Source organism: Mycobacterium heidelbergense (assembly GCF_050205645.1).
Lineage (GTDB): Bacteria > Actinomycetota > Actinomycetes > Mycobacteriales > Mycobacteriaceae > Mycobacterium > Mycobacterium heidelbergense_A.
Map to the genome: position 1 here is coordinate 98,809 of NZ_JBNMQT010000015.1, position 20,318 is coordinate 119,126.

18 protein-coding genes and 1 pseudogene are annotated in these 20,318 nt (G+C 66.6%); 15 read left to right on the forward strand and 4 right to left on the reverse strand.

Translation table 11 applies throughout. The features are described 5' to 3' along the window. Nucleotide 1: 1 nt before the first annotated feature. From ACQI5H_RS17750 to secA, 3 genes are all read left to right on the forward strand, one after another. Nucleotides 2–634 (forward strand): ComF family protein, encoded by a 633-nt coding sequence (locus ACQI5H_RS17750; RefSeq protein WP_427080633.1) that lies wholly within the window; start codon nucleotides 2–4, stop codon nucleotides 632–634. Nucleotides 635–971: 337 nt separating this feature from the next. Continuing rightward, nucleotides 972–1,679, forward strand: a complete 708-nt coding sequence (gene hpf / locus ACQI5H_RS17755) for a ribosome hibernation-promoting factor, HPF/YfiA family (RefSeq protein ID WP_427080665.1) — start codon at nucleotides 972–974, stop codon at nucleotides 1,677–1,679. A 94-nt stretch (nucleotides 1,680–1,773) separates the two neighbouring features. Then, entirely contained in the window at nucleotides 1,774–4,623 is a 2,850-nt protein-coding gene (secA, locus tag ACQI5H_RS17760) for a preprotein translocase subunit SecA (protein ID WP_427080634.1), read from the forward strand. Between the two features lie 21 nt (nucleotides 4,624–4,644). Here secA and ACQI5H_RS17765 read toward each other — a convergent pair whose 3' ends face one another. Both ACQI5H_RS17765 and ACQI5H_RS17770 read right to left on the reverse strand, forming a co-directional pair. After that, the gene (locus ACQI5H_RS17765; protein WP_427080635.1) at nucleotides 4,645–5,577 is read right to left on the reverse strand and encodes a helix-turn-helix domain-containing protein; all 933 of its coding nucleotides are present in this window, start codon (nucleotides 5,575–5,577) and stop codon (nucleotides 4,645–4,647) included. A gap of 134 nt (nucleotides 5,578–5,711) precedes the next feature. Further along, nucleotides 5,712–7,310, reverse strand: coding sequence for a GMC family oxidoreductase (locus tag ACQI5H_RS17770; RefSeq protein ID WP_427080636.1), 1,599 nt, complete (start codon nucleotides 7,308–7,310; stop codon nucleotides 5,712–5,714). A 255-nt stretch (nucleotides 7,311–7,565) separates the two neighbouring features. Here ACQI5H_RS17770 and ACQI5H_RS17775 point away from each other — a divergent pair, with 255 nt between their 5' ends. From ACQI5H_RS17775 to ACQI5H_RS17795, 5 genes are all read left to right on the forward strand, one after another. Then, nucleotides 7,566–8,312, forward strand: a complete 747-nt coding sequence (locus tag ACQI5H_RS17775) for a hypothetical protein (protein ID WP_427080637.1) — start codon at nucleotides 7,566–7,568, stop codon at nucleotides 8,310–8,312. Nucleotides 8,313–8,343: 31 nt separating this feature from the next. Beyond that, nucleotides 8,344–9,909, forward strand: coding sequence for an HD domain-containing phosphohydrolase (locus tag ACQI5H_RS17780; protein ID WP_427080638.1), 1,566 nt, complete (start codon nucleotides 8,344–8,346; stop codon nucleotides 9,907–9,909). An 88-nt stretch (nucleotides 9,910–9,997) separates the two neighbouring features. Continuing rightward, nucleotides 9,998–10,765, forward strand: a complete 768-nt coding sequence (mddA, locus tag ACQI5H_RS17785) for a methanethiol S-methyltransferase (protein WP_427080639.1) — start codon at nucleotides 9,998–10,000, stop codon at nucleotides 10,763–10,765. A 59-nt stretch (nucleotides 10,766–10,824) separates the two neighbouring features. Further along, nucleotides 10,825–11,307, forward strand: coding sequence for a cation:proton antiporter regulatory subunit (locus tag ACQI5H_RS17790; RefSeq protein ID WP_427080640.1), 483 nt, complete (start codon nucleotides 10,825–10,827; stop codon nucleotides 11,305–11,307). A 4-nt stretch (nucleotides 11,308–11,311) separates the two neighbouring features. After that, nucleotides 11,312–12,463 (forward strand): cation:proton antiporter, encoded by a 1,152-nt coding sequence (locus tag ACQI5H_RS17795; protein WP_427080641.1) that lies wholly within the window; start codon nucleotides 11,312–11,314, stop codon nucleotides 12,461–12,463. 12 nt (nucleotides 12,464–12,475) lie between these two features. Here the strand turns inward: ACQI5H_RS17795 and ACQI5H_RS17800 are convergent, their stop codons facing one another. Next, complete coding sequence (locus tag ACQI5H_RS17800; protein WP_427080642.1) at nucleotides 12,476–12,979, reverse strand: Rv3235 family protein; 504 nt, start codon at nucleotides 12,977–12,979, stop codon at nucleotides 12,476–12,478. 296 nt (nucleotides 12,980–13,275) lie between these two features. Here ACQI5H_RS17800 and ACQI5H_RS17805 point away from each other — a divergent pair, with 296 nt between their 5' ends. The 6 genes and pseudogenes from ACQI5H_RS17805 to ACQI5H_RS17830 all read left to right on the forward strand — a co-directional run bounded on the left by ACQI5H_RS17805 (nucleotide 13,276) and on the right by ACQI5H_RS17830 (nucleotide 19,336). Continuing rightward, on the forward strand, nucleotides 13,276–14,685 hold the full coding sequence (locus tag ACQI5H_RS17805; RefSeq protein ID WP_427080666.1) for a WS/DGAT/MGAT family O-acyltransferase: 1,410 nt from the start codon (nucleotides 13,276–13,278) through the stop codon (nucleotides 14,683–14,685). A 39-nt stretch (nucleotides 14,686–14,724) separates the two neighbouring features. Continuing rightward, nucleotides 14,725–15,603 (forward strand): polyphosphate kinase 2, encoded by an 879-nt coding sequence (gene ppk2, locus ACQI5H_RS17810; RefSeq protein ID WP_427080643.1) that lies wholly within the window; start codon nucleotides 14,725–14,727, stop codon nucleotides 15,601–15,603. A gap of 2 nt (nucleotides 15,604–15,605) precedes the next feature. Next, nucleotides 15,606–16,142 carry a DUF6912 family protein gene (locus tag ACQI5H_RS17815; RefSeq protein WP_427080644.1) on the forward strand — a complete coding sequence of 179 codons (537 nt, stop codon included), beginning with the start codon at nucleotides 15,606–15,608 and terminating at the stop codon, nucleotides 16,140–16,142. Between the two features lie 100 nt (nucleotides 16,143–16,242). Then, nucleotides 16,243–17,406 (forward strand): ferredoxin reductase, encoded by a 1,164-nt coding sequence (locus tag ACQI5H_RS17820; RefSeq protein WP_427080645.1) that lies wholly within the window; start codon nucleotides 16,243–16,245, stop codon nucleotides 17,404–17,406. Nucleotides 17,407–17,502: 96 nt separating this feature from the next. Beyond that, nucleotides 17,503–18,789, forward strand: coding sequence for a fatty acid desaturase family protein (locus tag ACQI5H_RS17825; RefSeq protein ID WP_427080667.1), 1,287 nt, complete (start codon nucleotides 17,503–17,505; stop codon nucleotides 18,787–18,789). Nucleotides 18,790–18,799: 10 nt separating this feature from the next. Beyond that, nucleotides 18,800–19,336 (forward strand): annotated as a pseudogene (locus ACQI5H_RS17830) (hypothetical protein). A gap of 42 nt (nucleotides 19,337–19,378) precedes the next feature. On the opposite strand, the gene ACQI5H_RS17835 reads toward ACQI5H_RS17830, so the two are convergent. Then, nucleotides 19,379–19,612, reverse strand: a complete 234-nt coding sequence (locus ACQI5H_RS17835; protein ID WP_076118935.1) for a DUF7218 family protein — start codon at nucleotides 19,610–19,612, stop codon at nucleotides 19,379–19,381. Between the two features lie 130 nt (nucleotides 19,613–19,742). Here ACQI5H_RS17835 and ACQI5H_RS17840 point away from each other — a divergent pair, with 130 nt between their 5' ends. Continuing rightward, entirely contained in the window at nucleotides 19,743–20,129 is a 387-nt protein-coding gene (locus ACQI5H_RS17840; protein ID WP_427080646.1) for a hypothetical protein, read from the forward strand. Nucleotides 20,130–20,318 lie beyond the last annotated feature (189 nt).

The window sequence follows — 20,318 nt, forward strand, 5'->3', positions numbered from 1 at the left end:
CGTGCTCGACCTCATCCTGCCACTGGAATGCGGCGGCTGCGGCGCGCTGTCCACCCGCTGGTGCGACGCGTGCGCCACAGAGCTGGCCGTCAAACCCGACGAACCGCACCTCATCAACCCGCGCATCGACCCGCAGGCGCCGGTGTTCGCGCTCGGCCGCTACGCCGGTGCGCGCCGTCAGGCGATCCTCGCGCTCAAGGAGCACGGGCGCGCCGACCTCGTCGCGCCGCTGGCCCGGGCGCTGGCCATCGGGCTGCACCGGCTGCTGACATGGGGCATGCTCGAGACGCCGTTGACGATCGTGCCCGCGCCGACCCGGCGTTCCGCGGCGCGCCGGCGTGGCGGCGACCCCGTCGCCCGGTTGACCGCCGCTGCGGTCGCCGCGCACCCGGACGTCGTCGTCGTGCCGGCGCTGCGGATGACGGCGCTGGCCCGCGACTCCGTGGGCCTGCGCCCCGCCGCCCGCGAGCGCAACATCGCGGGCCGGGTCCTGCTGCGGGGTAGGCCGCCGAGCACCGAAGTCCTGATCGTCGACGACATCGTCACCACCGGCGCGACGGCACGCGAATCGGTGCGCGTCCTGCGGTCCGCCGGGGTCCGGGTGGCCGCGGTGCTGGCGATCGCGGCCGCCTGAGGCCGTGCCCCTTCCTGTGTCGGAGCCAAGAGGTTGTGAAGAACTCGCAACAGGTGAGCGAAATGGTGGCATCGCAAGGCGAACACGAGCTAACGTCGAGGACAACCTTCAGGAACTTAATCGGACCCACTGGTCTGACTCACTGGTCGCGATTCTCAGGTTGATACGCCACTTGCGGAGGGGGTGAGTATTCGACACCTTGCACCGGCGGGCTGCCTGCGGCGGCGATCGCTCTCAAGCCGCTCCCACCCCGTCGTTGCGTCTTCAAGAAAGCCGACACGCAGGGCGCGTGCGACGTGAAAAGAGAAACGAGTTGTCACGTATGTCAAGGCTCACCGTGGATTCCGGTCAGATTCTGGATCAACCGCCGGCAGAAACCGACGCGCAGGAACCGACAACGTCCGCCGAGGTCGTGTTCAAGGGCCGCAACGTCGAGATTCCCGATCACTTCCGCGTCTATGTCTCGCAGAAACTCGCCCGCTTGGAACGGTTCGACAAGACCGTCTACCTGTTCGACGTCGAGCTCAAGCACCAACGCAACCGTCGCCAACGCAAGTGCTGTCAGCGCGTGGAGGTCACCGCGCGGGGCCGCGGGCCGGTAGTCCGCGGCGAGGCCTGCGCCGACAGCTTCTATGCCGCGCTGGAGGCCGCGGTCGTGAGGCTGGAGAGCCGGCTGCGCCGCGGCAAGGATCGCCGCAAGGTGCACTACGGCGAAAAGACGCCCGTTTCCCTGGCCGAGGCCACCGCGGTGGCCCCGCCGCCGGAGCGGGCCCGCAACAACAAGCTCAACGGCAAGGCGTTCAACAACAGCCAGCCGGCGCCGCCCCACCAACACGAAGCCGACACCGACCACGCCGACCACGAGCCGGGCCGCGTCGTGCGCACAAAAGAGCATCAAGCCAAGCCGATGTCGGTCGACGATGCGCTCTACGAGATGGAACTCGTCGGCCACAACTTCTTTTTGTTCTACGACAAGGAGACCGAACGGCCGTCGGTCGTCTACCGCCGACACGCCTATGACTACGGGCTGATCAGGCTCTCCTGAGGGTCGGCGGACATCACGGGGTTGTCACCTACCATGGGAGTCGCCTGATAGAAGACTCCTACCAACAGGGGAACATCCCAAAGGGGACAACACCGTGCTGTCGAAATTGCTGCGCCTTGGTGAAGGTCGCATGGTCAAGCGCCTCAAAAGGGTGGCCGACTATGTCAGCACCTTGTCTGACGACGTCGAAAAGCTCACCGACGCCGAACTGAGGGCCAAGACCGACGAGTTCCGCAAGCGCGTGGACGACGGGGAAAGCCTCGACGACCTGCTGCCCGAGGCGTTCGCGGTGGCCCGCGAGGCCGCCTGGCGGGTCCTCGACCAGCGGCCGTTCGACGTGCAGGTGATGGGCGCGGCCGCCCTGCACCTGGGCAACGTCGCCGAGATGAAGACCGGTGAGGGCAAGACCCTGACCTGTGTGTTGCCCGCCTACCTCAACGCGCTGGCCGGCGACGGCGTGCACATCGTCACCGTCAACGACTACCTGGCCAAACGCGACAGCGAGTGGATGGGCCGCGTGCACCGCTTCCTGGGCCTGCAGGTCGGGGTGATCCTGGCTAACATGAGCCCGGACGAACGCCGGGTCGCCTACAACGCCGACATCACCTACGGCACCAACAACGAGTTCGGCTTCGACTACCTGCGCGACAACATGGCCCACTCGCTCGACGACCTCGTGCAGCGCGGGCACAGCTACGCCATCGTCGACGAGGTAGACTCCATCCTGATCGACGAGGCCCGCACCCCGCTGATCATCTCCGGGCCCGCCGACGGCGCCTCGAACTGGTACACCGAGTTCGCCCGGTTGGCGCCGCTGATGCAGAAGGACGTCCACTACGAGGTGGACCTGCGCAAGCGCACCGTCGGCGTGCACGAGAAGGGCGTCGAGTTCGTCGAAGACCAGCTCGGCATCGACAACCTGTATGAGGCCGCCAACTCGCCGCTGGTCAGCTACCTCAACAACGCGCTGAAGGCCAAGGAGCTGTTCAACCGCGACAAGGACTACATCGTGCGCGACGGCGAGGTGCTGATCGTCGACGAGTTCACCGGCCGCGTGCTGATCGGCCGCCGCTACAACGAGGGCATGCACCAGGCCATCGAGGCCAAGGAGCACGTCGAGATCAAGGCCGAGAACCAGACGCTGGCCACCATCACGCTGCAGAACTACTTCCGGCTCTACGACAAGCTCGCCGGCATGACCGGTACCGCCCAGACCGAGGCGGCCGAGCTGCACGAGATCTACAAGCTCGGCGTGGTCAGCATCCCGACCAACAAGCCGATGATCCGCACCGACTGCTCCGACCTCATCTACAAGACCGAGGAAGCCAAATACATCGCGGTGGTCGACGACGTCGCCGAGCGCTACGACAAGGGCCAGCCCGTCCTGATCGGTACCACCAGCGTGGAACGCTCCGAGTACCTGTCGCGTCAGTTCAAGAAGCGGCGCATCCCGCACAACGTGCTCAACGCCAAGTATCACGAGCAGGAGGCGGGCATCATCGCGGTGGCCGGCCGGCGCGGCGGCATCACGGTGGCCACCAACATGGCCGGGCGCGGTACCGACATCGTGCTGGGCGGCAACGTCGACTTCCTGACCGACCAGCGGCTGCGCGCCCAGGGCCTGGATCCGGTGGAGACGGCCGACGAATACGAGGCGGCCTGGCACGACGAACTGGCCGTCGTCAAGGAGGAGGCCGCCAAAGAGGCCACCGAGGTGATCGAGGCCGGCGGCCTGTACGTGCTCGGCACCGAGCGCCACGAGTCGCGCCGCATCGACAACCAGCTGCGCGGCCGGTCCGGCCGCCAGGGTGACCCCGGCGAGTCGCGCTTCTACCTCTCGCTCGGCGACGAGCTGATGCGCCGCTTCAACGGTGCGGCGCTGGAGTCGCTGCTGACCCGGCTGAACCTGCCCGACGACGTGCCGATCGAAGCGAAGATGGTCACCCGCGCGATCAAGAGCGCCCAGACCCAGGTCGAGCAGCAGAACTTCGAGGTCAGGAAGAACGTCCTCAAGTACGACGAGGTGATGAACCAGCAGCGCAAGGTCGTCTATGCCGAGCGCCGTCGGATCCTCGAGGGCGAGGATCTGCAGCAGCAGGCCACCGACATGCTGACCGACGTCATCACCGCCTACGTCGACGGTGCGACCTCCGAGGGGTATGCCGAGGATTGGGACCTCGACGCGTTGTGGACGGCGCTGAAGACGCTTTACCCGGTCGGAATCAGCCACGAGACGCTGACCCACCACGACGAGGACTCCGACCGCGACGACCTCACCCGCGACGAGCTGCTCGAGGCGTTGCTCAAGGACGCCGAACGAGCCTATGCCGCAAGGGAAGCCGAGCTCGAGGAAATCGCCGGCGAGGGCGCGATGCGCCAGCTGGAGCGCAACGTGTTGCTCAACGTCATCGACCGCAAGTGGCGCGAGCACCTCTACGAGATGGATTACCTCAAGGAAGGCATCGGGCTGCGGGCGATGGCGCAGCGCGATCCGCTGGTGGAGTACCAGCGCGAGGGCTACGACATGTTCATGGCCATGCTCGACGGCATGAAGGAGGAGTCGGTCGGCTTCCTGTTCAACGTCACCGTCGAGGCGGCGCCCGCCCCGCAGGTCGCCCCGGTGGAAGCTCCCGACGGGCTCGCCGAATTCGCGACCGCCGCCGCGGCCGCGGGGCAGCGGGACGGCTCGGGTGGTGCCCCCACCGCGGTGCGAGAGCAGGCTCCGACCGCGTTGCGCGCCAAGGGCATTGACGACGAAGCGCCGGCCCTGACGTATTCCGGCCCGTCGGAGGACGGTTCGGCGCAGGTGCAGCGTAACGGCGGTGGGGCCGCGGACAAGACGCCTGCCGGTGTGCCCGCCGGTGCCAGCCGGCGCGAGCGGCGCGAAGCCGCGCGGCGGCAAGGCCGGGGCGCCAAGCCGCCGAAATCGGTGAAGAAGCGCTAGCTTCAGCAATCGGGTCTGCGGTCAGCGCAAGCGGCTGGGCGAGATTCCGTACTGCTTCGTGAAGGCGCGGCTGAAGTGTGGGAAGCTGACGAAACCCCACCGCGTAGCGATATCGCCCACCGGATCGTTCGTGCTGACGAGGTCGGCGTAACAGCGGGCCAGCCGGCGGGACCGAATATGGGCGGCGAGTGGGACATCTAGTGTTTCCAGGGCGTTGTATAAGGTCCGCAGCGAAACGTAGTGCGCGGCAGCGACTGTCGCCGGATTCAGCGCTGGGTCACCGAGGTTCTGCTCGACGTACCAGAGCACACGTTCGCGCAGGTCACCGACACGGCGCCGACCCACGTCAGGCAGCACTGTTCCACCGAGGTCCGCGAGCATCTGGACGATCAGTGCGACCGCCTTGGTGGTGGCCAGCGGGCTCATTGTGGCCAGGCTGTCGCTGAGCACGGCCAGCAAGTCGAACAGGGGTTTCGCCGGGGCACGGTGCCGGCCCGGCAGCATCCGCACGGTCCCCGGGAGATGGAATCCGGGCAACAGCGCGGCCGCGAGCATGCGTGGAAGGACCAACGTTCGTTTGTGGGCCGTCTCGGTGACTTCGTAGGTTCCTGCAAAATCGCTATCCCACACCATCAGGTCGCCCGGGCCGAGAGCTAAGACCTCGTCACCTTGGCAAATGAATTCCCGGCCCGCCGTCAAGAAGTGAAGACCAACGACGTCGCGTGAAGTGACACCCACCTGACGAGCCGTCCGGATTCCGCCATGCGGAAATGTCACACCATCGACCAACCGTAGTTGCCCGAGTGGGTGCTCGCGCACACTCGCCGAAAAGCGCTCGCGCCCGTCATCGATGCCGGTCACCGCGAAGGGCAAATAAGAGTTGCGCAGCATCTCGCTGAACCTGTCGAGGTCGTCGGTAACATTCCACTGTGCCGCAGCGCTCGGTGAATCCATGACGTGATGGTTACGTCGAAACCGGTGGATCACCAACACGCGAAACGCGCAATTGAAGACACCGAACGCGAAAGCCGTCAAGACGCGGGCGTTGCGCCGCGGCGATGCCACGTGCAAAGCCGCCCATGACGTTCTCAACAGCGGCGTAGCGCCGATATTCCGAGAATGAGATCCGAAGCCTTCTCCGCGATCATGATGGTGGGGGCGTTGGTGTTGCCATGCGGGACAACGGGCATTACCGAGGCATCGGCGACGCGAATTCCGTCGATCCCATGCACGCGCAGCGTCGGGTCTACCACCGACGCCTGTCCCTGGCCCATCGCGCATGTTCCCACCGGGTGATACATGGTTTGGGTATGTGCACGCGCCGCGGCTGCGAAGCCCCGGCTCGTCGGCGCGTCACACGTCGGGAAGAACACGTTTTCAAGGTAGGGATTCAGCGCGCCCGCAGTACTCATGTCGATGAAGGCCTTGGCACCGTCGAGCAATGACTCGAGATCCGCGCTACGCGCATAAACGCCGAGGTCGATGAGCGGCGCGCGCGCCGGGTCGGTCGACGATAGTCGCAGCCTTCCACGGCTGGCCGGGTCGAGCACGGAAACGGTACCGGTGAAACAGGCTGCGGACGGCGGGCCGAGCCCATCGGCGAACGCCATGGGCGCCGTGTGGATTTGGATGTTTGGCACAGTGGGGTGACGTTTGGTGGAAAGGAAACCGCCGACATCGCACAGGGCGGAGTTGAGGGGACCGGGCTCGTCGGCGTGAAATTTTCTCAGCGAGGACGGATCCTGCGCCAGCGCAAGCATGTCGGTCGAGTCACGTGTCTTCCATATCACCGGCAAAGTTGGATGATCATGGAGATTGTCTCCAACGCCCGGCAGGTCGGCGACAACGGGAATTCCGAGTTCGTGAAGGTGTGCCGCGGGACCAATACCCGAGAGCATCAACAGTTGGGGTGACCCTATCGAACCGGCGGCCAGCACGATTTCGCCTTCTGCGCGGACAGTGTCCTCCTCGCCCGCACGGCGAATGGTAACGCCGACAGCATGTTTGCGGTCGATCACTATACGACGGGCGCTCGCGCCGGCCAGTATGGTCAGGTTGTCCCGGGGCATCGCGAGGCGCAGGTAGGCGTCTGCGGCTGAGCAACGCTTACCATCGCGCTGAGTGAGTTGGTAGGTTCCACAACCAATTTGGCTTGTGCCGTTGAAGTCCGAGTTGGCCGGCAGCCCCCACTCGATCGCCGACTGGATCCACAGTTGGTTGAGTTCATGAACGTAGCGGGGATCCTGCACATACAGGGGGCCGTCGGTCCCGTGCAGCTGCCCCCTCAGCCGGATGTTGCATTCTGCGCGTACGAAGTACGGCAGCACATCGTCGTAACCCCAGCCCACGGCGCCATGATCCGACCTCCAGCCATCATAATCCGCTCTGTTGCCACGGACGTAGATCATTGCGTTCATCGACGAGCTACCCCCGATCATCCTGCCGCGAGGGACAGCGATAGACGAGCAGGTGCCCGCTTGGCGGATCGAGCGGTAGGACCAATCAACCTGTGTGCCAATCAGTGTTGGGAACAGGGCGGGAATTCGGACGGCAGGCGGCAGCTCTGCCGGTCCTGCTTCGACCAACAGGACGCGCGTCGAACCGTCGGCGCTGAGGCGATTGGCCAGAACGCAACCGGCGCTGCCGGCACCGACCACGATAAAATCAAAGACTCTGTCGCTTAGCATAATTCGGACCCCTCGACTGTCGTATGCCTTAGAACGTACGTACGTCGGGCGGACCGCATTTGCCTTTGCGTGCACAGGCCGTTGCCAATGCCGGCGAAGTTACTAGCCGCCGAACAAGCGGTTGGCTTCACGTTGGGGGCCGAGCGTGCGGCTCGCTTCACGCTCGAGGCGCTCGCCGCCAATTGGGCGATTTGAGGCTCGATTTGAGGCAGCTGCCTCATGCGCGGCTCCGGCGGCGGCGCGCAGCATCGGTGCATGACAAAATTTCGCACGCCCGCCGATGCGGCCTCGGCCATCCTGCGCAATCCCACGCTGCCCGTGGGGGACGACGAAAGATTCGCCGGCTTCGGCGTTTTGGGGCTTCCCTTCGCCAGCGGCCACTATCTCGCCCTGCGCTGCATACCCTCGGCGTCGTTCGCGCCCGGCTACCGATCGGTGTGGCACCGGGATCCGGCCGGCGTGTGGACGTTCTACGCGACGACGCCCGCCGAGCAGAGCTGCTCGCGCTATTTCAGCTCGGCGACACCGAACGACGCGGTCCAATGCGATATCGACGTCGCGTGGGTCACCCCGTGGTCGCTCTACGTCCAGATCGCGGGGCTGCTCGAGTGGCACATGGACATCGGGGTCACCACATCGACGCTGCTGATGACGCGGATCGCCCAGCTGCTGCCCGCGGCGGCGTGGACCAATCGGCTGGCCCTCGGTGTCATGGGCCGAGCCACCGGTCCGGCAATGGGTGCCGGACAGATCCGGCTAACCGGGGCCGTGCCCAACGGGCAGCGATTCATGCTTGCCCCGAGGAGATTCTGGGCCGTCACCCGCTCGCGCGCGGTGCTGCGCGGAGACGACCTTGGCCCGGTGGGCCCGTTGCATCCGCAGGCCCGCCTGGCCGACTTCCGGGCCCCGCAGCGCGGGTTTTTCGTGGTCGGCGGCGGTCATCTCGAGACGTTCGATCCCAGTCGCCACCATGCCGTCGGGCGCACCGTCTCGATTGCCTGACCGGCGCCGGTCACCTGGGCACAATGAGTTGATGGCGGCCGAGGCATCCGAACCACCGACACGCGCGGAGCTGCTGGCCGCGCTGTCCGTGGCCATCGACCTGGGCCTGGGGCAACCCGCCGAGCACATGCTTCGCGCCGCGATGATCGCGACCCGGCTCGCGGACCGGCTCGGGCTCACCCCCGCGCAGCGGGATTGCGTGTACTACACGACGCTGATCATGTGGATCGGTTGTCATGCCGACTCCCACGAGTACGCGCGCTGGTTCGGCGACGACATCGCCGTGCGCCACGACTCCTATCTGGTCGACTGGTCGGGCCTGCCGTATCTGCGCTTCCTGTTGAGCAACGTCGGCCGCGGCGAACCGCTGACGCACCGGTTATCAATCATGGCAACGCTTTTCGTCAACGCGCGCGGTCAACTGTCCCGGTTGATCCATTCGCATTGCACGTCGGCGGCACTGCTGGCCGACCGCATCGGGCTGGGCCCCGACGTGCAGGCGTCACTCGGGTTCGCCTTCGAGCGATACGACGGCGGCGGCCTGCCCGGCGGCTCGCACGGCGACCAGATCCCGATCCAGATGCGGGTCGCCCAGGTCGCCGACATGGTCGAGGTGCACCACCGTGCGTACGGCGTCGACGGTGCCGTCGCCATGGCGCGCAGCCGCCGCGGTGGCCAGTTCGACCCGCATGTCGTCGACGCGTTCGTCGAGCACGCCGATACCATCCTGTCCGGACCGCCGGCCGGTGACGCCTGGGCGGCAGCGTTGCGCGAGGCGCCCGATCGCCACGAGCGGCTCGACGAACCGGGGTTGGACGCCCTGCTCGTCGCGTTCGGAGACTTCGTCGACCTGAAATGCCCGTTCACGCTGGGGCATTCGCGGGCGGTGGCCCGCCTTGCCGGCGACGCGGCGCTCGCGGCCGGCCTCGACGCAGGCGCGGCGGCGCTGGCCCGACGTGCCGGCCACGTCCACGACCTGGGCCGCATCGGTGTTTCGAACCAAATCTGGTCCAAGCCGGCATCGTTGAGCGCGGCCGAATTCGAACGGGTTCGGCTACATCCCTACCTCACCGTGCGGATCCTCAACCAGGTCCCCGGCCTCGCGCGGCTGGCCGAGGTCGCCGGCAATCACCACGAGTGCCTCGACGGTTCGGGCTATCCCCGTGGCCTCGCCGGGACGGCGTTGAGCCTGCCGGATCGCGTGCTGGCGGCCGCGGTGAGTTACCAATCCGCTTGCGAGCCAAGGCCGTATCGCGACGAGCTGTCAGCCGGCGCGGCGGCGCGACGACTGCGCGAGCGGGTGCGCGCCGGCGAACTCGACGCCGACGCCGCCGAGGCGGTGCTCCACGCCGCGGGCGAGCCCGCGCAGCAGCGGCCCCGCCTGCGTCCGGGCGGACTCACTCCCCGCGAGATCGAAGTGCTGTGCCTGGTCGCCCGCGGCGCGTCCAACAAGCAGATTGCGGCTTCGTTGGTGATCAGCGAAAAGACGGCCCGCAACCACGTCGAGCGAACCTACGCCAAGATCGGGGTGTCCAACCGCATCGGCGCCAGCATGTATGCGCTGCAGCACGGGCTGGTGGACCCGGCGCGCGGCTAGACATCACGACCGAAATCGTGCCTACCTCGGCGGAAAATGAGGCATCCGCCCCATGTTCAAAAGCGCCGTCGAGGCGCACAATCAGCGAATGAAGCGATTGTTGATAGTCGGCTACGGCGCCGTGGCGTACCTGCTATTTCTTGCCGCGTTCCTGTACCTCGTTGCATTCCTGGGCAACTTCTGGGTCCCGCGATCCGTCGACCACGGGATCTCCGCGCCCATCGGCCAGGCGGTATTGGTCAACCTGCTGCTGCTCGCGGCGTTCGGCGTCCAGCACAGCGTCATGGCGCGGCCGGCGTTCAAGGCGTGGTGGACACGAGTCGTGCCGTCGACGATCGAGCGCAGCACCTACGTGGTGTTGTCCAGCGCCGTGCTGGTGCTGCTGTACTGGCAATGGCGCACGATGCCGACCGTCATCTGGGACGTGTGGCAGCCGGTGGGCCGCACGGCGCTGTGGGCGTTGTTCTGGCTCGGATGGGCGATCGCGCTGGCCGCGACCTTCATGGTCAGCCACTTCGACCTGTTCGGCCTGCGCCAGGTGTATCTGGCTTGGCAGGGAAAACCGTACACGCACATAGGTTTTCACGCTCGATGGCTGTATAAGTTGGTGCGCCACCCACTCATGCTGGGTTTCTTCATCGCCTTTTGGGCGACGCCCACCATGACGGCCGGGCACGTGCTCTTTTCGATCGCGATGACCGGTTACATCCTGATCGCCACACAGCTGGAGGAGCACGACCTCGTCGGCGCGCTGGGTGACGAATACCGTGACTACCGTCGTCGGGTGCCGATGGTGCTGCCGTGGCCACGCCCGCACGCGACTCCGCACCCCACCGAGGCGGCGCCGCAGGGTTAAACCTGAGTTTCACCGGTACCGCTTCTCTTCGGGCGGTATTTCGCCGAGGATTGACTCCTATGGATGTCAAGGAGGTCTTGCTGCCGGGCGTCGGGCTCCGATACGAATTCGTGAGCCATAGCGGTGACCGGATCGGCATCGTCGCGCGGCGCGGCGGCGACTTCGACGTCGTCCTGTACGGCCGCGACGATCCGGACCAGGCCCGCCCGGTGTTTCGCCTCACCGACGAAGAGGCCGACGCCGTGGCGCAGATCCTCGGCGCACCGCGCATCGCCGAGCGGTTCACCGAACTGACCCGCGAAGTGCCGGGGCTCGAAGCGGGCCAAGTTCACATCCGGCCGGGCGGTACGTTCGTGGACCGGCCGCTGGGGGAGACGCGTGCCCGCACGCGGACCGGCGCGTCGATCGTGGCGATCGTGCGCGACGAGGACGTGCTCGCCTCGCCGGGCCCGGCGGAGACGCTGCGGGCGGGCGACGTCCTGATCGTGATCGGCACCGAGGAGGGCATCGCCGGGGTCGAACAGATCGTCGACAAGGGCTGAGCCAGTGCAGGTTTCGGGGGCGCTGCTATTTCAGCTCGGCGCCCTCCTGGCCGCGCTCGCGGTGTTGGGCACCGTCGCGCGCCGGTTCGCGTTGTCGCCCATACCGCTTTATTTGGTGGCGGGTCTGTCCCTGGGTAAGGGGGGCATCTGGCCCGTGGCCGCCGCCGGCGGGTTCATCACGACCGCCGCACCCATCGGCATCGTCTTGCTGTTGCTGACCCTGGGCCTGGAATTCTCGGCAACCGAATTCGCCAGCAGCCTGCGCCACCATTTGCCGTCGGCCGCCGTCGACGTTGTGCTCAACGCCGCGCCCGGCGCCGTGGCCGGCTGGCTGCTGGGCCTGGACGGTGTCGCGATCCTGGCGTTGGCCGGAGTCACCTACATCTCCTCGTCGGGTGTCATCGCCCGGGTGCTGGAAGACCTGCGCCGGCTCGGCAACCGCGAGACGCCGGCCGTGCTGTCGGTGTTGGTGCTCGAGGATTTCGCGATGGCCGCCTACCTGCCGCTGTTCGCGGTGCTGGCGTCCGGAGGCACCTGGCTCGAGGCGCTCGCCGGCATGACTGCCGCGGTCGTCGCCCTGATTTTGGCCTTCGTCGCGTCGTATTACTGGGGACACCACGTCGGCCGGCTCGTGGCACACGCCGATTCCGAGCAACTGCTGCTGCGGGTGCTCGGAGTCACCCTGATGGTCGCCGCCCTGGCCGAGTCCCTGCACGCATCGGCGGCCGTGGGCGCGTTCCTGGTGGGCCTCACCCTGACCGGGGAGACCGCGGACCGGGCGCGCCAGGTGCTGGGTCCGCTGCGCGATTTGTTCGCCGCGATCTTCTTCCTGGCAATCGGTTTGTCGGTCGACCCGCACGAGTTGCTTCCGATGCTTCCGGCGGCGGTTGCCCTGGCCGCCGTCACCGCCGCGACGAAGGTGGCCACCGGGGTATTCGCGGCCCGCCGCGACGGGGTGGCGCGCCGTGGGCAGTTGCGGGCCGGTACGGCGCTTGTCGCCCGCGGCGAGTTCTCCCTGGTCATCATCGGGTTGGTCGGCACGTCGGTGCCCGGCGTGGCTGTATTGGCGATGTCGTATGTCTTCGTCATGGCGATCGCGGGTCCGGTGTTGGCTCGCTTCGCCGGTGGCCCGGCGCCGGAACGCGCAGCGCAATAGCCCCCCGGGGAGTCAACCGATGTGCAGGGCAACGAGCAGCCAGCGCGCGCCCGCGATCTGTTCGACCCGGCAGGCGATGGCGTGCATGCGCTCACCGCGGCTGTAGCAGCCGAAGACCTCGGCCGCGGTCGCGGGGCGTCCGACCGGTTGAAGCCGCATTCGGCGCAGCACCGCGGCGCCCGTGTGTGCGGCCGGTGCGCGGCGCACCGATTCCACCGAGTCGACCAGGCTCGGTGCCAGCAGGGGCCGCAGCTGGGCCGGCGGCCGGCGCCGGTCGATGACTTCCAGCACTCGGCGCAGCGCGGCGTCAGCGAAGATCGCCGCCTGACGCATCGACGGGGAGAGCACCTGCGCCGCCTCCGATTGGACGCGGGGACGCCCGCCGTGGGCCCGGCCCGGTGCGCGCGCGGACCGGCGCGGCGCCGACTGCCGGGAGTCGTCGACCGGCGACGGTCGGCACGGGGGGACGTTTCGCGGCGCGAGCCTTTCCGGCTCGTACTCGACGACGCGCGTCACGGCAAAAGCGCCGCGGGGCGTGCCCACAACGGGACCAATCGCGGGACTAGTGGTCAACGGGCACTCTCCAATACGACGGTCGTCCGATGCGGACGCGGGGGGAGCCTGCTGGAGAGTGGCAGACGGTTGTTGCTAGGCCTGTTTTTAGAGCGCTCGTCGCCATCGCGCAATTCGCTCTCCCACATACCCGTGCACTGCCGCGCCGAGCGCGGGCGATTACCGTGGTCGGGTACACGGCACACCAGCCAGGCGCACGAACGAATCGAGGGCGAATTGACAAGGAGCACATGGCCGCAGTGGTGACTCGGTTGTCCCCGTCGGACGCGTCCTTTTACCGGCTGGAAAACTCCGCTACCCCGATGTACGTCGGATCGCTATCCATCCTTCGCCGTCCCCGCGCCGGATTGAGCTACGAGACGCTACTGGCCACCGTCGAGCAGCGGCTCGCCCAGATACCGCGCTACCGGCAGAAGGTTCGCGAAGTGATCGGCATGGCCACCCGGCCGGTGTGGATCGACGATCCCGACTTCGACATCACGTACCACGTCAGGCAGTCGGCGCTGCCGTCGCCGGGCAGTGACGGGCAGCTGCACCAGCTGGTCGCGCGGTTGGCCGCCCGCCCGCTGGACAAGTCGCGGCCGCTGTGGGAGATGTACCTCGTCGAAGGCCTGAACAAAAACCGCGTGGCGTTGTACACCAAGTCCCACCAGGCGCTCATCAACGGCATGACCGCGCTGGAGATCGGCCACGTGATCGCCGACCGGACGCGGCGTCCGCCGCCGTTCCCCGAAGACATCTGGATACCTGAGCGCGATCCCGGCAACACCCGGCTGGTGCTCGGCGCCGTGAGCGACTGGGTCATGGGGCCGGGAGCGCAGCTGCAGGCCGTCGGGTCCGCGGTGGCCGGACTGGCGACCAACTACGGCGAATTGCTCGACGCCGGTCGCCGCGTCGTCGATTTCGCGCGCACGGTCGCGCGCGGCACCGCACCCAGCAGCCCGCTCAACGCCCGGGTCTCGCGCAACCGGCGGTTCACGGTCGCCCAGGGCAATCTCGAGGACTACCGGACGATCCGGGCGCGGTACAACTGCGACGTCAACGATGTGGTGCTGGCGGTGATCGCCGGCGCGCTGGGGAACTGGTTGATGTCGCGCGGTGAAGCGGCGTCGCCGACCGCGACGATCCGGGCGATGGCGCCGCTGTCGGTGTACTCCGATGGTCAACATGACGCCACCGGCCCCGGCCAGACGATCAGCCAGGTCACTCCGTTCCTGGTCGACCTGCCGGTCGGAGAAGGCAACGCGGTGGTGCGGCTATCGCAGATCGCGCACGCCACCGAATCCAACCCGACGGCCGCCAGCCTCGTCGACGCCAGGACCATCGTCACGCTGTCGGGTTTTGCGCCACCGACGCTGCACGCCATGGGCATCCGCGTCGCCGCCGGTTTTTCCGCGCGCCAGTACAACCTGTTGATCACCAATGCGCCTGGGGCTCAGTCGCAGATGTACGTGGCCGGCACCAAGTTGCTGGAGAGCTATGCCGTGCCGCCGCTGCTGCACAACCAGGCGCTGGCCATCAGCGTGACGTCCTACAACGGGATGCTGTATTTCGGAATCAATGCCGACCGCGATGCGATGAGCGATGTCGACCTGCTACCGGGGCTGCTGAATCAATCACTCGAAGAGCTTCTGGAAGCTTCTCGGTAGTGGCGTCAAAATCGCTGTGTGGATATAGCATTCGTTGATGTGAGCACCGCAACGAACGACGGCGCAAAGGCGAAGGCGGCTACGGCGAAGGCGAAGAAGAAGAAATCGGGTTCGTCCGAACCCCGGATCTCCGACGCCGTGTACGAGGCCGAATTATTCCGGCTGCAAACGGAATTCGTGAAATTGCAGGAGTGGGTGCGGCATTCCGGCGCGCGCGTCGTGGTCATCTTCGAAGGGCGTGACGCCGCGGGCAAGGGCGGCGCCATCAAACGGATCGCCGAATACCTGAGCCCACGCGTCGCCCATATCGCGGCGCTGCCGGCGCCCACCGATCGCGAACGCGGCCAGTGGTACTACCAGCGCTATATCGCCCATCTGCCGACCAAAGGCGAGATCGTGCTGTTCGATCGATCGTGGTACAACCGCGCCGGCGTCGAGAAGGTGATGGGATTTTGCACACCGCAGGAGTACGCCCTGTTTTTGCGGCAGACGCCGATCTTCGAGCAGATGCTCATCGACGACGGGATTTTGTTGCGCAAGTATTGGTTCTCGGTTTCCGAGGACGAGCAGCTGCGCCGGTTCAAGGCGCGGCGCAATGACCCTGTGCGCCAATGGAAGCTGAGTCCGATGGACATGGAATCGGTGTACCGGTGGGAGGACTATTCGCGCGCCAAGGACGAGATGATGGTGCACACCGATACCCCGGTCAGTCCGTGGTATGTCGTGGAATCCGACATCAAGAAGCACGCGCGGCTCAACATGATGCATCACCTGCTGTCCACGATCGAGTACACCGACGTGGAAACGCCCAAGGTCGAGCTGCCGGAACGCCCGGTGCTAAGCGGCAACTACGAACGCCCGCCGCGTGAGCTGTCGAGGTACGTCGACGACTATGCGGCCACGTTGATCGAGGGCTAGCCATGGGCGATGCCGCGATCCACGTCTACATCCCGGCCACCCTGCCGATGTTGCAGCAGCTCGTCGCCGACGGCTCGTTGTGGCCGGTCAACGGCACCGCGTTCGCGGTGACCCCGACGTTGCGCGAGGCCTACGCCGAAGGCGACGACGAGGAACTCGCCGACGTGGCGCTGCGCGAGGCCGCGCTTGCGTCGCTGCGCCTGCTGGCGGCCCAGGACGCCGGAGGGGCCGACCCGGCCCTGCGGCCGCGGCGCGCGGTGCTGTCCGCCGAGGTGGGCTTGGGCGAATCCGGGGCCACGTTCCGTCCCGACCTGGACGACGCCGTCGTCAGACTGCGCGCGCCCGTCGCGCTCGACCAGGTGATCGCCGCGTACGTCGACAACGCCGCCGCCGAGGACGACGTCGCCAGGGCCATCGAGGCGATCGACGCTGCCGACCTGGGCGATGAGGACGCCGACCTGATCGTCGGTGATGCACAGGACCACGATCTGGCCTGGTACGCCAACCAGGAGTTGCCGTTCTTGCTCGACCTGCTCTGAGTCCACACCCTGAGCGAAGCTGTGACGCATTCTGCGCCCGCGAGCCTGGATACGGTACCGTAGGTTACGGTACCGTAGCTTGTGTGACGGGGTGCTACCAATGAGTAAGCAACATGCATCGATCGCCGCCAATGTCGTTGACACCAAACGTGCCAGTGTCGTCGGGGCGGAGCGTCATCCCGGCTGGCACGCGCTTCGTAAGCTAGCCGCGCGCATCACCACGCCGCTGCTGCCCGACGACTACCTGCACCTGGCCAATCCGCTGTGGTCGGCGCGGGAACTGCGGGGCCGGATCCTCGATGTCCGCCGCGAGACCGAAGACTCCGCGACGCTGGTCATCAAGCCCGGCTGGGGCTTCAGCTTCGACTATCAACCGGGCCAGTACATGGGCATCGGCCTGCTGGTGGACGGGCGCTGGCGCTGGCGGTCATATTCGTTGACGTCGAGCCCGGCCGAGACTTCCCGGTCCACTCTCAGATCCGGAGCGGCGCGCACGGTGACCATCACCGTCAAGGCGATGCCCGAGGGGTTCCTCTCCAGCCACCTGGTGGCCGGCGTCGAACCGGGCACCATTGTCCGGTTGGCGGCGCCGCAGGGCAATTTCGTGCTGCCCGACCCCGCGCCGGCGTCGATCCTGTTCCTCACCGCCGGGTCGGGGATCACGCCGGTCATGTCGATGCTGCGCACGCTGGCGCGCCGCGACCAAATCACCGACATCGCACACCTGCATTCGGTGCCCACCGAATCCGACATGATGTTCGGTGCCGAGCTGAGCGCACTGGCGGCCGACCAGCCGGGGTACCAGTTGCGGGTGCGCGAGACCCGCACCCAGGGCCGGCTCGACCTCGGCGCGCTCGACCGCGAGGTGCCGGACTGGCGGCAACGCCACACCTGGGCCTGCGGGCCGGAGGGCCTGCTGACCCAGGCCGAACGGGTCTGGTCGGCGGCCGGCATCGGCGACCGGTTGCACCTGGAGCGATTCGCGGTGTCCAAGGCCGCGCCCGCCGGAGCCGGCGGAACCGTGACCTTCGCCCGAAGCGGCCGCGCCGTCGCCGCCGATGCCGCGACATCGCTGATGGACGCCGGTGAGGGCGCCGGTGTGCAAATGCCGTTCGGTTGCCGGATGGGCATCTGCCAATCGTGTGTGGTTAACCTGGTGGAAGGTCACGTCCGCGACCTGCGAACCGGCCGGGAGCACGACCCCGGCACCCGCGTTCAGACCTGCGTATCCGCCGCTTCGGGCGATTGCGTGATCGACATCTAAAGGCTACTCACAGGTAACTTACGGAATCGTAGGTTACGATAGCGTAGGTACAAACAACACAACTGACTACATACCGAGCGCATGGAGGTGGAGACAATCGCGATCACAGACGTCGACGTATTCGCACATCTCACGGACGCCGATATCGAAAGCCTGGCTGTTGAGCTCGACGCTATCCGCCAGGACATTGAAGACTCACGCGGCGAGCGGGATTCCCGCTACATCCGTCGCACCATCGCGGCGCAGCGCGCGCTGGAGGTGGCCGGCCGGCTGATGCTGGCCGCCAGTTCGCGGCGTTCGGCGTGGTGGGCAGGCGCCGCCACCTTGGGCGTGGCCAAGATCGTCGAGAACATGGAGATCGGCCACAACGTCATGCACGGCCAGTGGGACTGGATGAACGACCCGGAGATTCACTCCTCGACGTGGGAGTGGGACATGAGCGGGTCGTCCAAGCACTGGCGTTACACGCACAACTTCGTGCACCACAAGTACACCAACATCCTCGGCATGGACGACGACGTCGGCTACGGCATGCTGCGGGTCACCCGGGACCAGCGCTGGAAGCGGTTCAATTTCTTCAACCTGGTGTGGAACTCGTTGCTGGCGTTGCTGTTTGAGTGGGGCGTCGGCTTGCAGCATGTGGAGATCGGCAAGATCGTCAAGAAGCGCATGGACAACGAGGAAGCCCGGCAGCGGATCGACGAGTTCATGGCCAAGGCCGGCCGGCAGGTGTTCAAGGACTACGTCGCGTTCCCGGCGCTGACCTCGCTGTCGCCCGGCGCGAGTTTCCGGTCGACATTGACGGCCAACGCGGTTGCCAACATCATCCGCAACGTGTGGGCCAACGCCGTCATCTTCTGCGGCCACTTTCCCGACGGCGCAGAGAAATTCACCAAAACTGACATGATCGGTGAGACCAAGGGCCAGTGGTACCTGCGCCAGATGCTGGGCAGCGCCAACTTCGAAGCCGGGCCGGTGCTGCGGTTCATGAGCGGCAACCTGTGCCACCAGATCGAGCACCACCTGTATCCCGACCTGCCGAGCAACCGGCTGCACGAGATCTCGGTGCGGGTGCGCGCCGTCTGCGACAAGTACGACTTGCCTTACACCACAGGCTCATTCCTGGTGCAATACGGCAAGACGTGGCGGACGCTGGCCAAGCTGTCGCTGCCGAACAAGTACCTGGTGGACAACGCCGACGACGCGCCGGAGACCCGCAGCGAGCGCATGTTCGCGGAGCTGGAGCCCGGTTTCGCCGGCACCGATCCGGCGACCGGCCGGCGGCGCGGGCTGAAGTCGGCGATCGCCACCGTGCGGGGCTGGCGGCGCGACAAGCGGGCCGCGAAGGCTGCGGCCGGCTCCGACGACGACTTGGCGGCCTAGTATTTAAGCCATGCTCGCAGCGTTCGGATTCGAAACCCTGGGCGTAGTCGTCGGCGACATGTTCTTCGTCGATCCGACTCCGCTTGAAGGTCAGGAAACCCCGGAGCGGGGCGTCAGACTGTAACTCCGGCTCATCGACCGAGCCGAGCCGCAGGGATCGATCTACGCCGGCGTTCCGATCGCCTTCAACCGTCCGGTGTGGCGGGTGGACCTTTTCGGCTCGACCGAGAGCCCGCCGGGGACACTCGACCGGGCCCATCACCATCCCCGTTTCAACGGATGGGAGCCCAGCCGCCGGCATTTCGTTCCAGAGCTGTCAGCCGACCCGTTGACCTGGCTGGCCGATCAGCTGGCAGACCCGGACGCCGTGCTGGCCCGCGCGGGCGTCGATCCCGACGAGGTCACCGAGGCCGACCGGAAGGGGCTCGCCGCTGCGGCCCCGGAGATTGTCGCCGCGGTGAAACGGATGCTCGACGGTGTGCGGGACGGGACGTTGGCCCCGGCCGCCGCCGAGCCGGTTGCCGCAGCCCGCACCGGCTGGCTCTGAGTTCCTCTCTGAGTTTCTCTGCGGCGCGGAGCAATTCGGGATCTAGCTCGACTTCTTGCCGCCCTTGCGCCCCGCGGCCTTCTTCTGCGACGTGTTACCGCCGCTGCCGCTACCGCTGCTACGGCTGCTTTGGCTGCTGCCCGAGCTCTTGCCGCCCCTGCTGGAGGCGCCGGGTGAGTTCGATATCGCGGCGGCCCGGGACTTGCTCATCCCCTTCTTGCGTAGGCCCTCATACTGTTTGTCATTCTTGACGCTGGACCCATGATCTTTCGCCACTTTGGGACTCCTTTACATCCTGCAGCTACGTCGTGCAGGTGGGATACCCATTTACCACCGCGGAGAACAACTTCCTGGGAGTTCTTGAGGGTGTGGCAGGCTGAGTGTCGGTTTCCGAGGGAGGCGCGGCATGACATATATGGGCAAGCCCTACTACCCGGTCTGGCTGGACAACCTCGCCGACGACGTCATCTTGGAAGCAGCGGCTATGGATGGCACCGCACATGGTGCCGAGGACGTGCGCTCAATCGTGGTCACCGCTCGCGAGGTATATGACAACCAGGAGTTCAGGTTCGCGGGTCTCGCTGGCGACGACGGCTTCGTTGAGGACTACACGACTGAGATCCGAGGCGTGCACACCAACGTTGTTGTGTGGGTCACCTTTAACGCAGCGGGGCAGACCCGGCAGGTCGTAGTGAATCACCGGCCACGCAGTGCGCTACTTTCCTTCTCCCGCTTGATGCTTGAAAAGTTCGCCGGCACACCGCTCGCTAAGCACTGGGAAGGTACGCCATAGGGATCGGCGTCAGTCCGCCACCTTCGCGGCAAGCGCGGCAAACTTGGCGTCGAGGTCCTTTGCGGCGCTGAGCAATTCCCAATTGTGATCCGAATTGTGACCAGCTCGTCGTAGCTCTTCGCGCTGTCGTAGCACACCCGCACACCATCGAACTGGATTTCGGGGGCGGTCATGCTTACGTCGCGTCCT

Excerpts from the sequence above, each read along its gene's own strand:
- ACQI5H_RS17775 (WP_427080637.1), top strand. The coding sequence starts at position 7,566 with ATGACAAAATTTCGCACGCCCGCCGATGCGGCCTCGGCCATCCTGCGC.
- ACQI5H_RS17840 (WP_427080646.1), top strand. The coding sequence starts at position 19,743 with ATGACATATATGGGCAAGCCCTACTACCCGGTCTGGCTGGACAACCTC.
- ACQI5H_RS17770 (WP_427080636.1), bottom strand. The coding sequence starts at position 7,310 with ATGCTAAGCGACAGAGTCTTTGATTTTATCGTGGTCGGTGCCGGCAGC.
- ACQI5H_RS17790 (WP_427080640.1), top strand. The coding sequence starts at position 10,825 with ATGGATGTCAAGGAGGTCTTGCTGCCGGGCGTCGGGCTCCGATACGAA.
- ACQI5H_RS17815 (WP_427080644.1), top strand. The coding sequence starts at position 15,606 with ATGGGCGATGCCGCGATCCACGTCTACATCCCGGCCACCCTGCCGATG.
- ACQI5H_RS17780 (WP_427080638.1), top strand. The coding sequence starts at position 8,344 with ATGGCGGCCGAGGCATCCGAACCACCGACACGCGCGGAGCTGCTGGCC.
- ACQI5H_RS17765 (WP_427080635.1), bottom strand. The coding sequence starts at position 5,577 with ATGGATTCACCGAGCGCTGCGGCACAGTGGAATGTTACCGACGACCTC.
- ACQI5H_RS17820 (WP_427080645.1), top strand. The coding sequence starts at position 16,243 with ATGAGTAAGCAACATGCATCGATCGCCGCCAATGTCGTTGACACCAAA.
- mddA (WP_427080639.1), top strand. The coding sequence starts at position 9,998 with ATGAAGCGATTGTTGATAGTCGGCTACGGCGCCGTGGCGTACCTGCTA.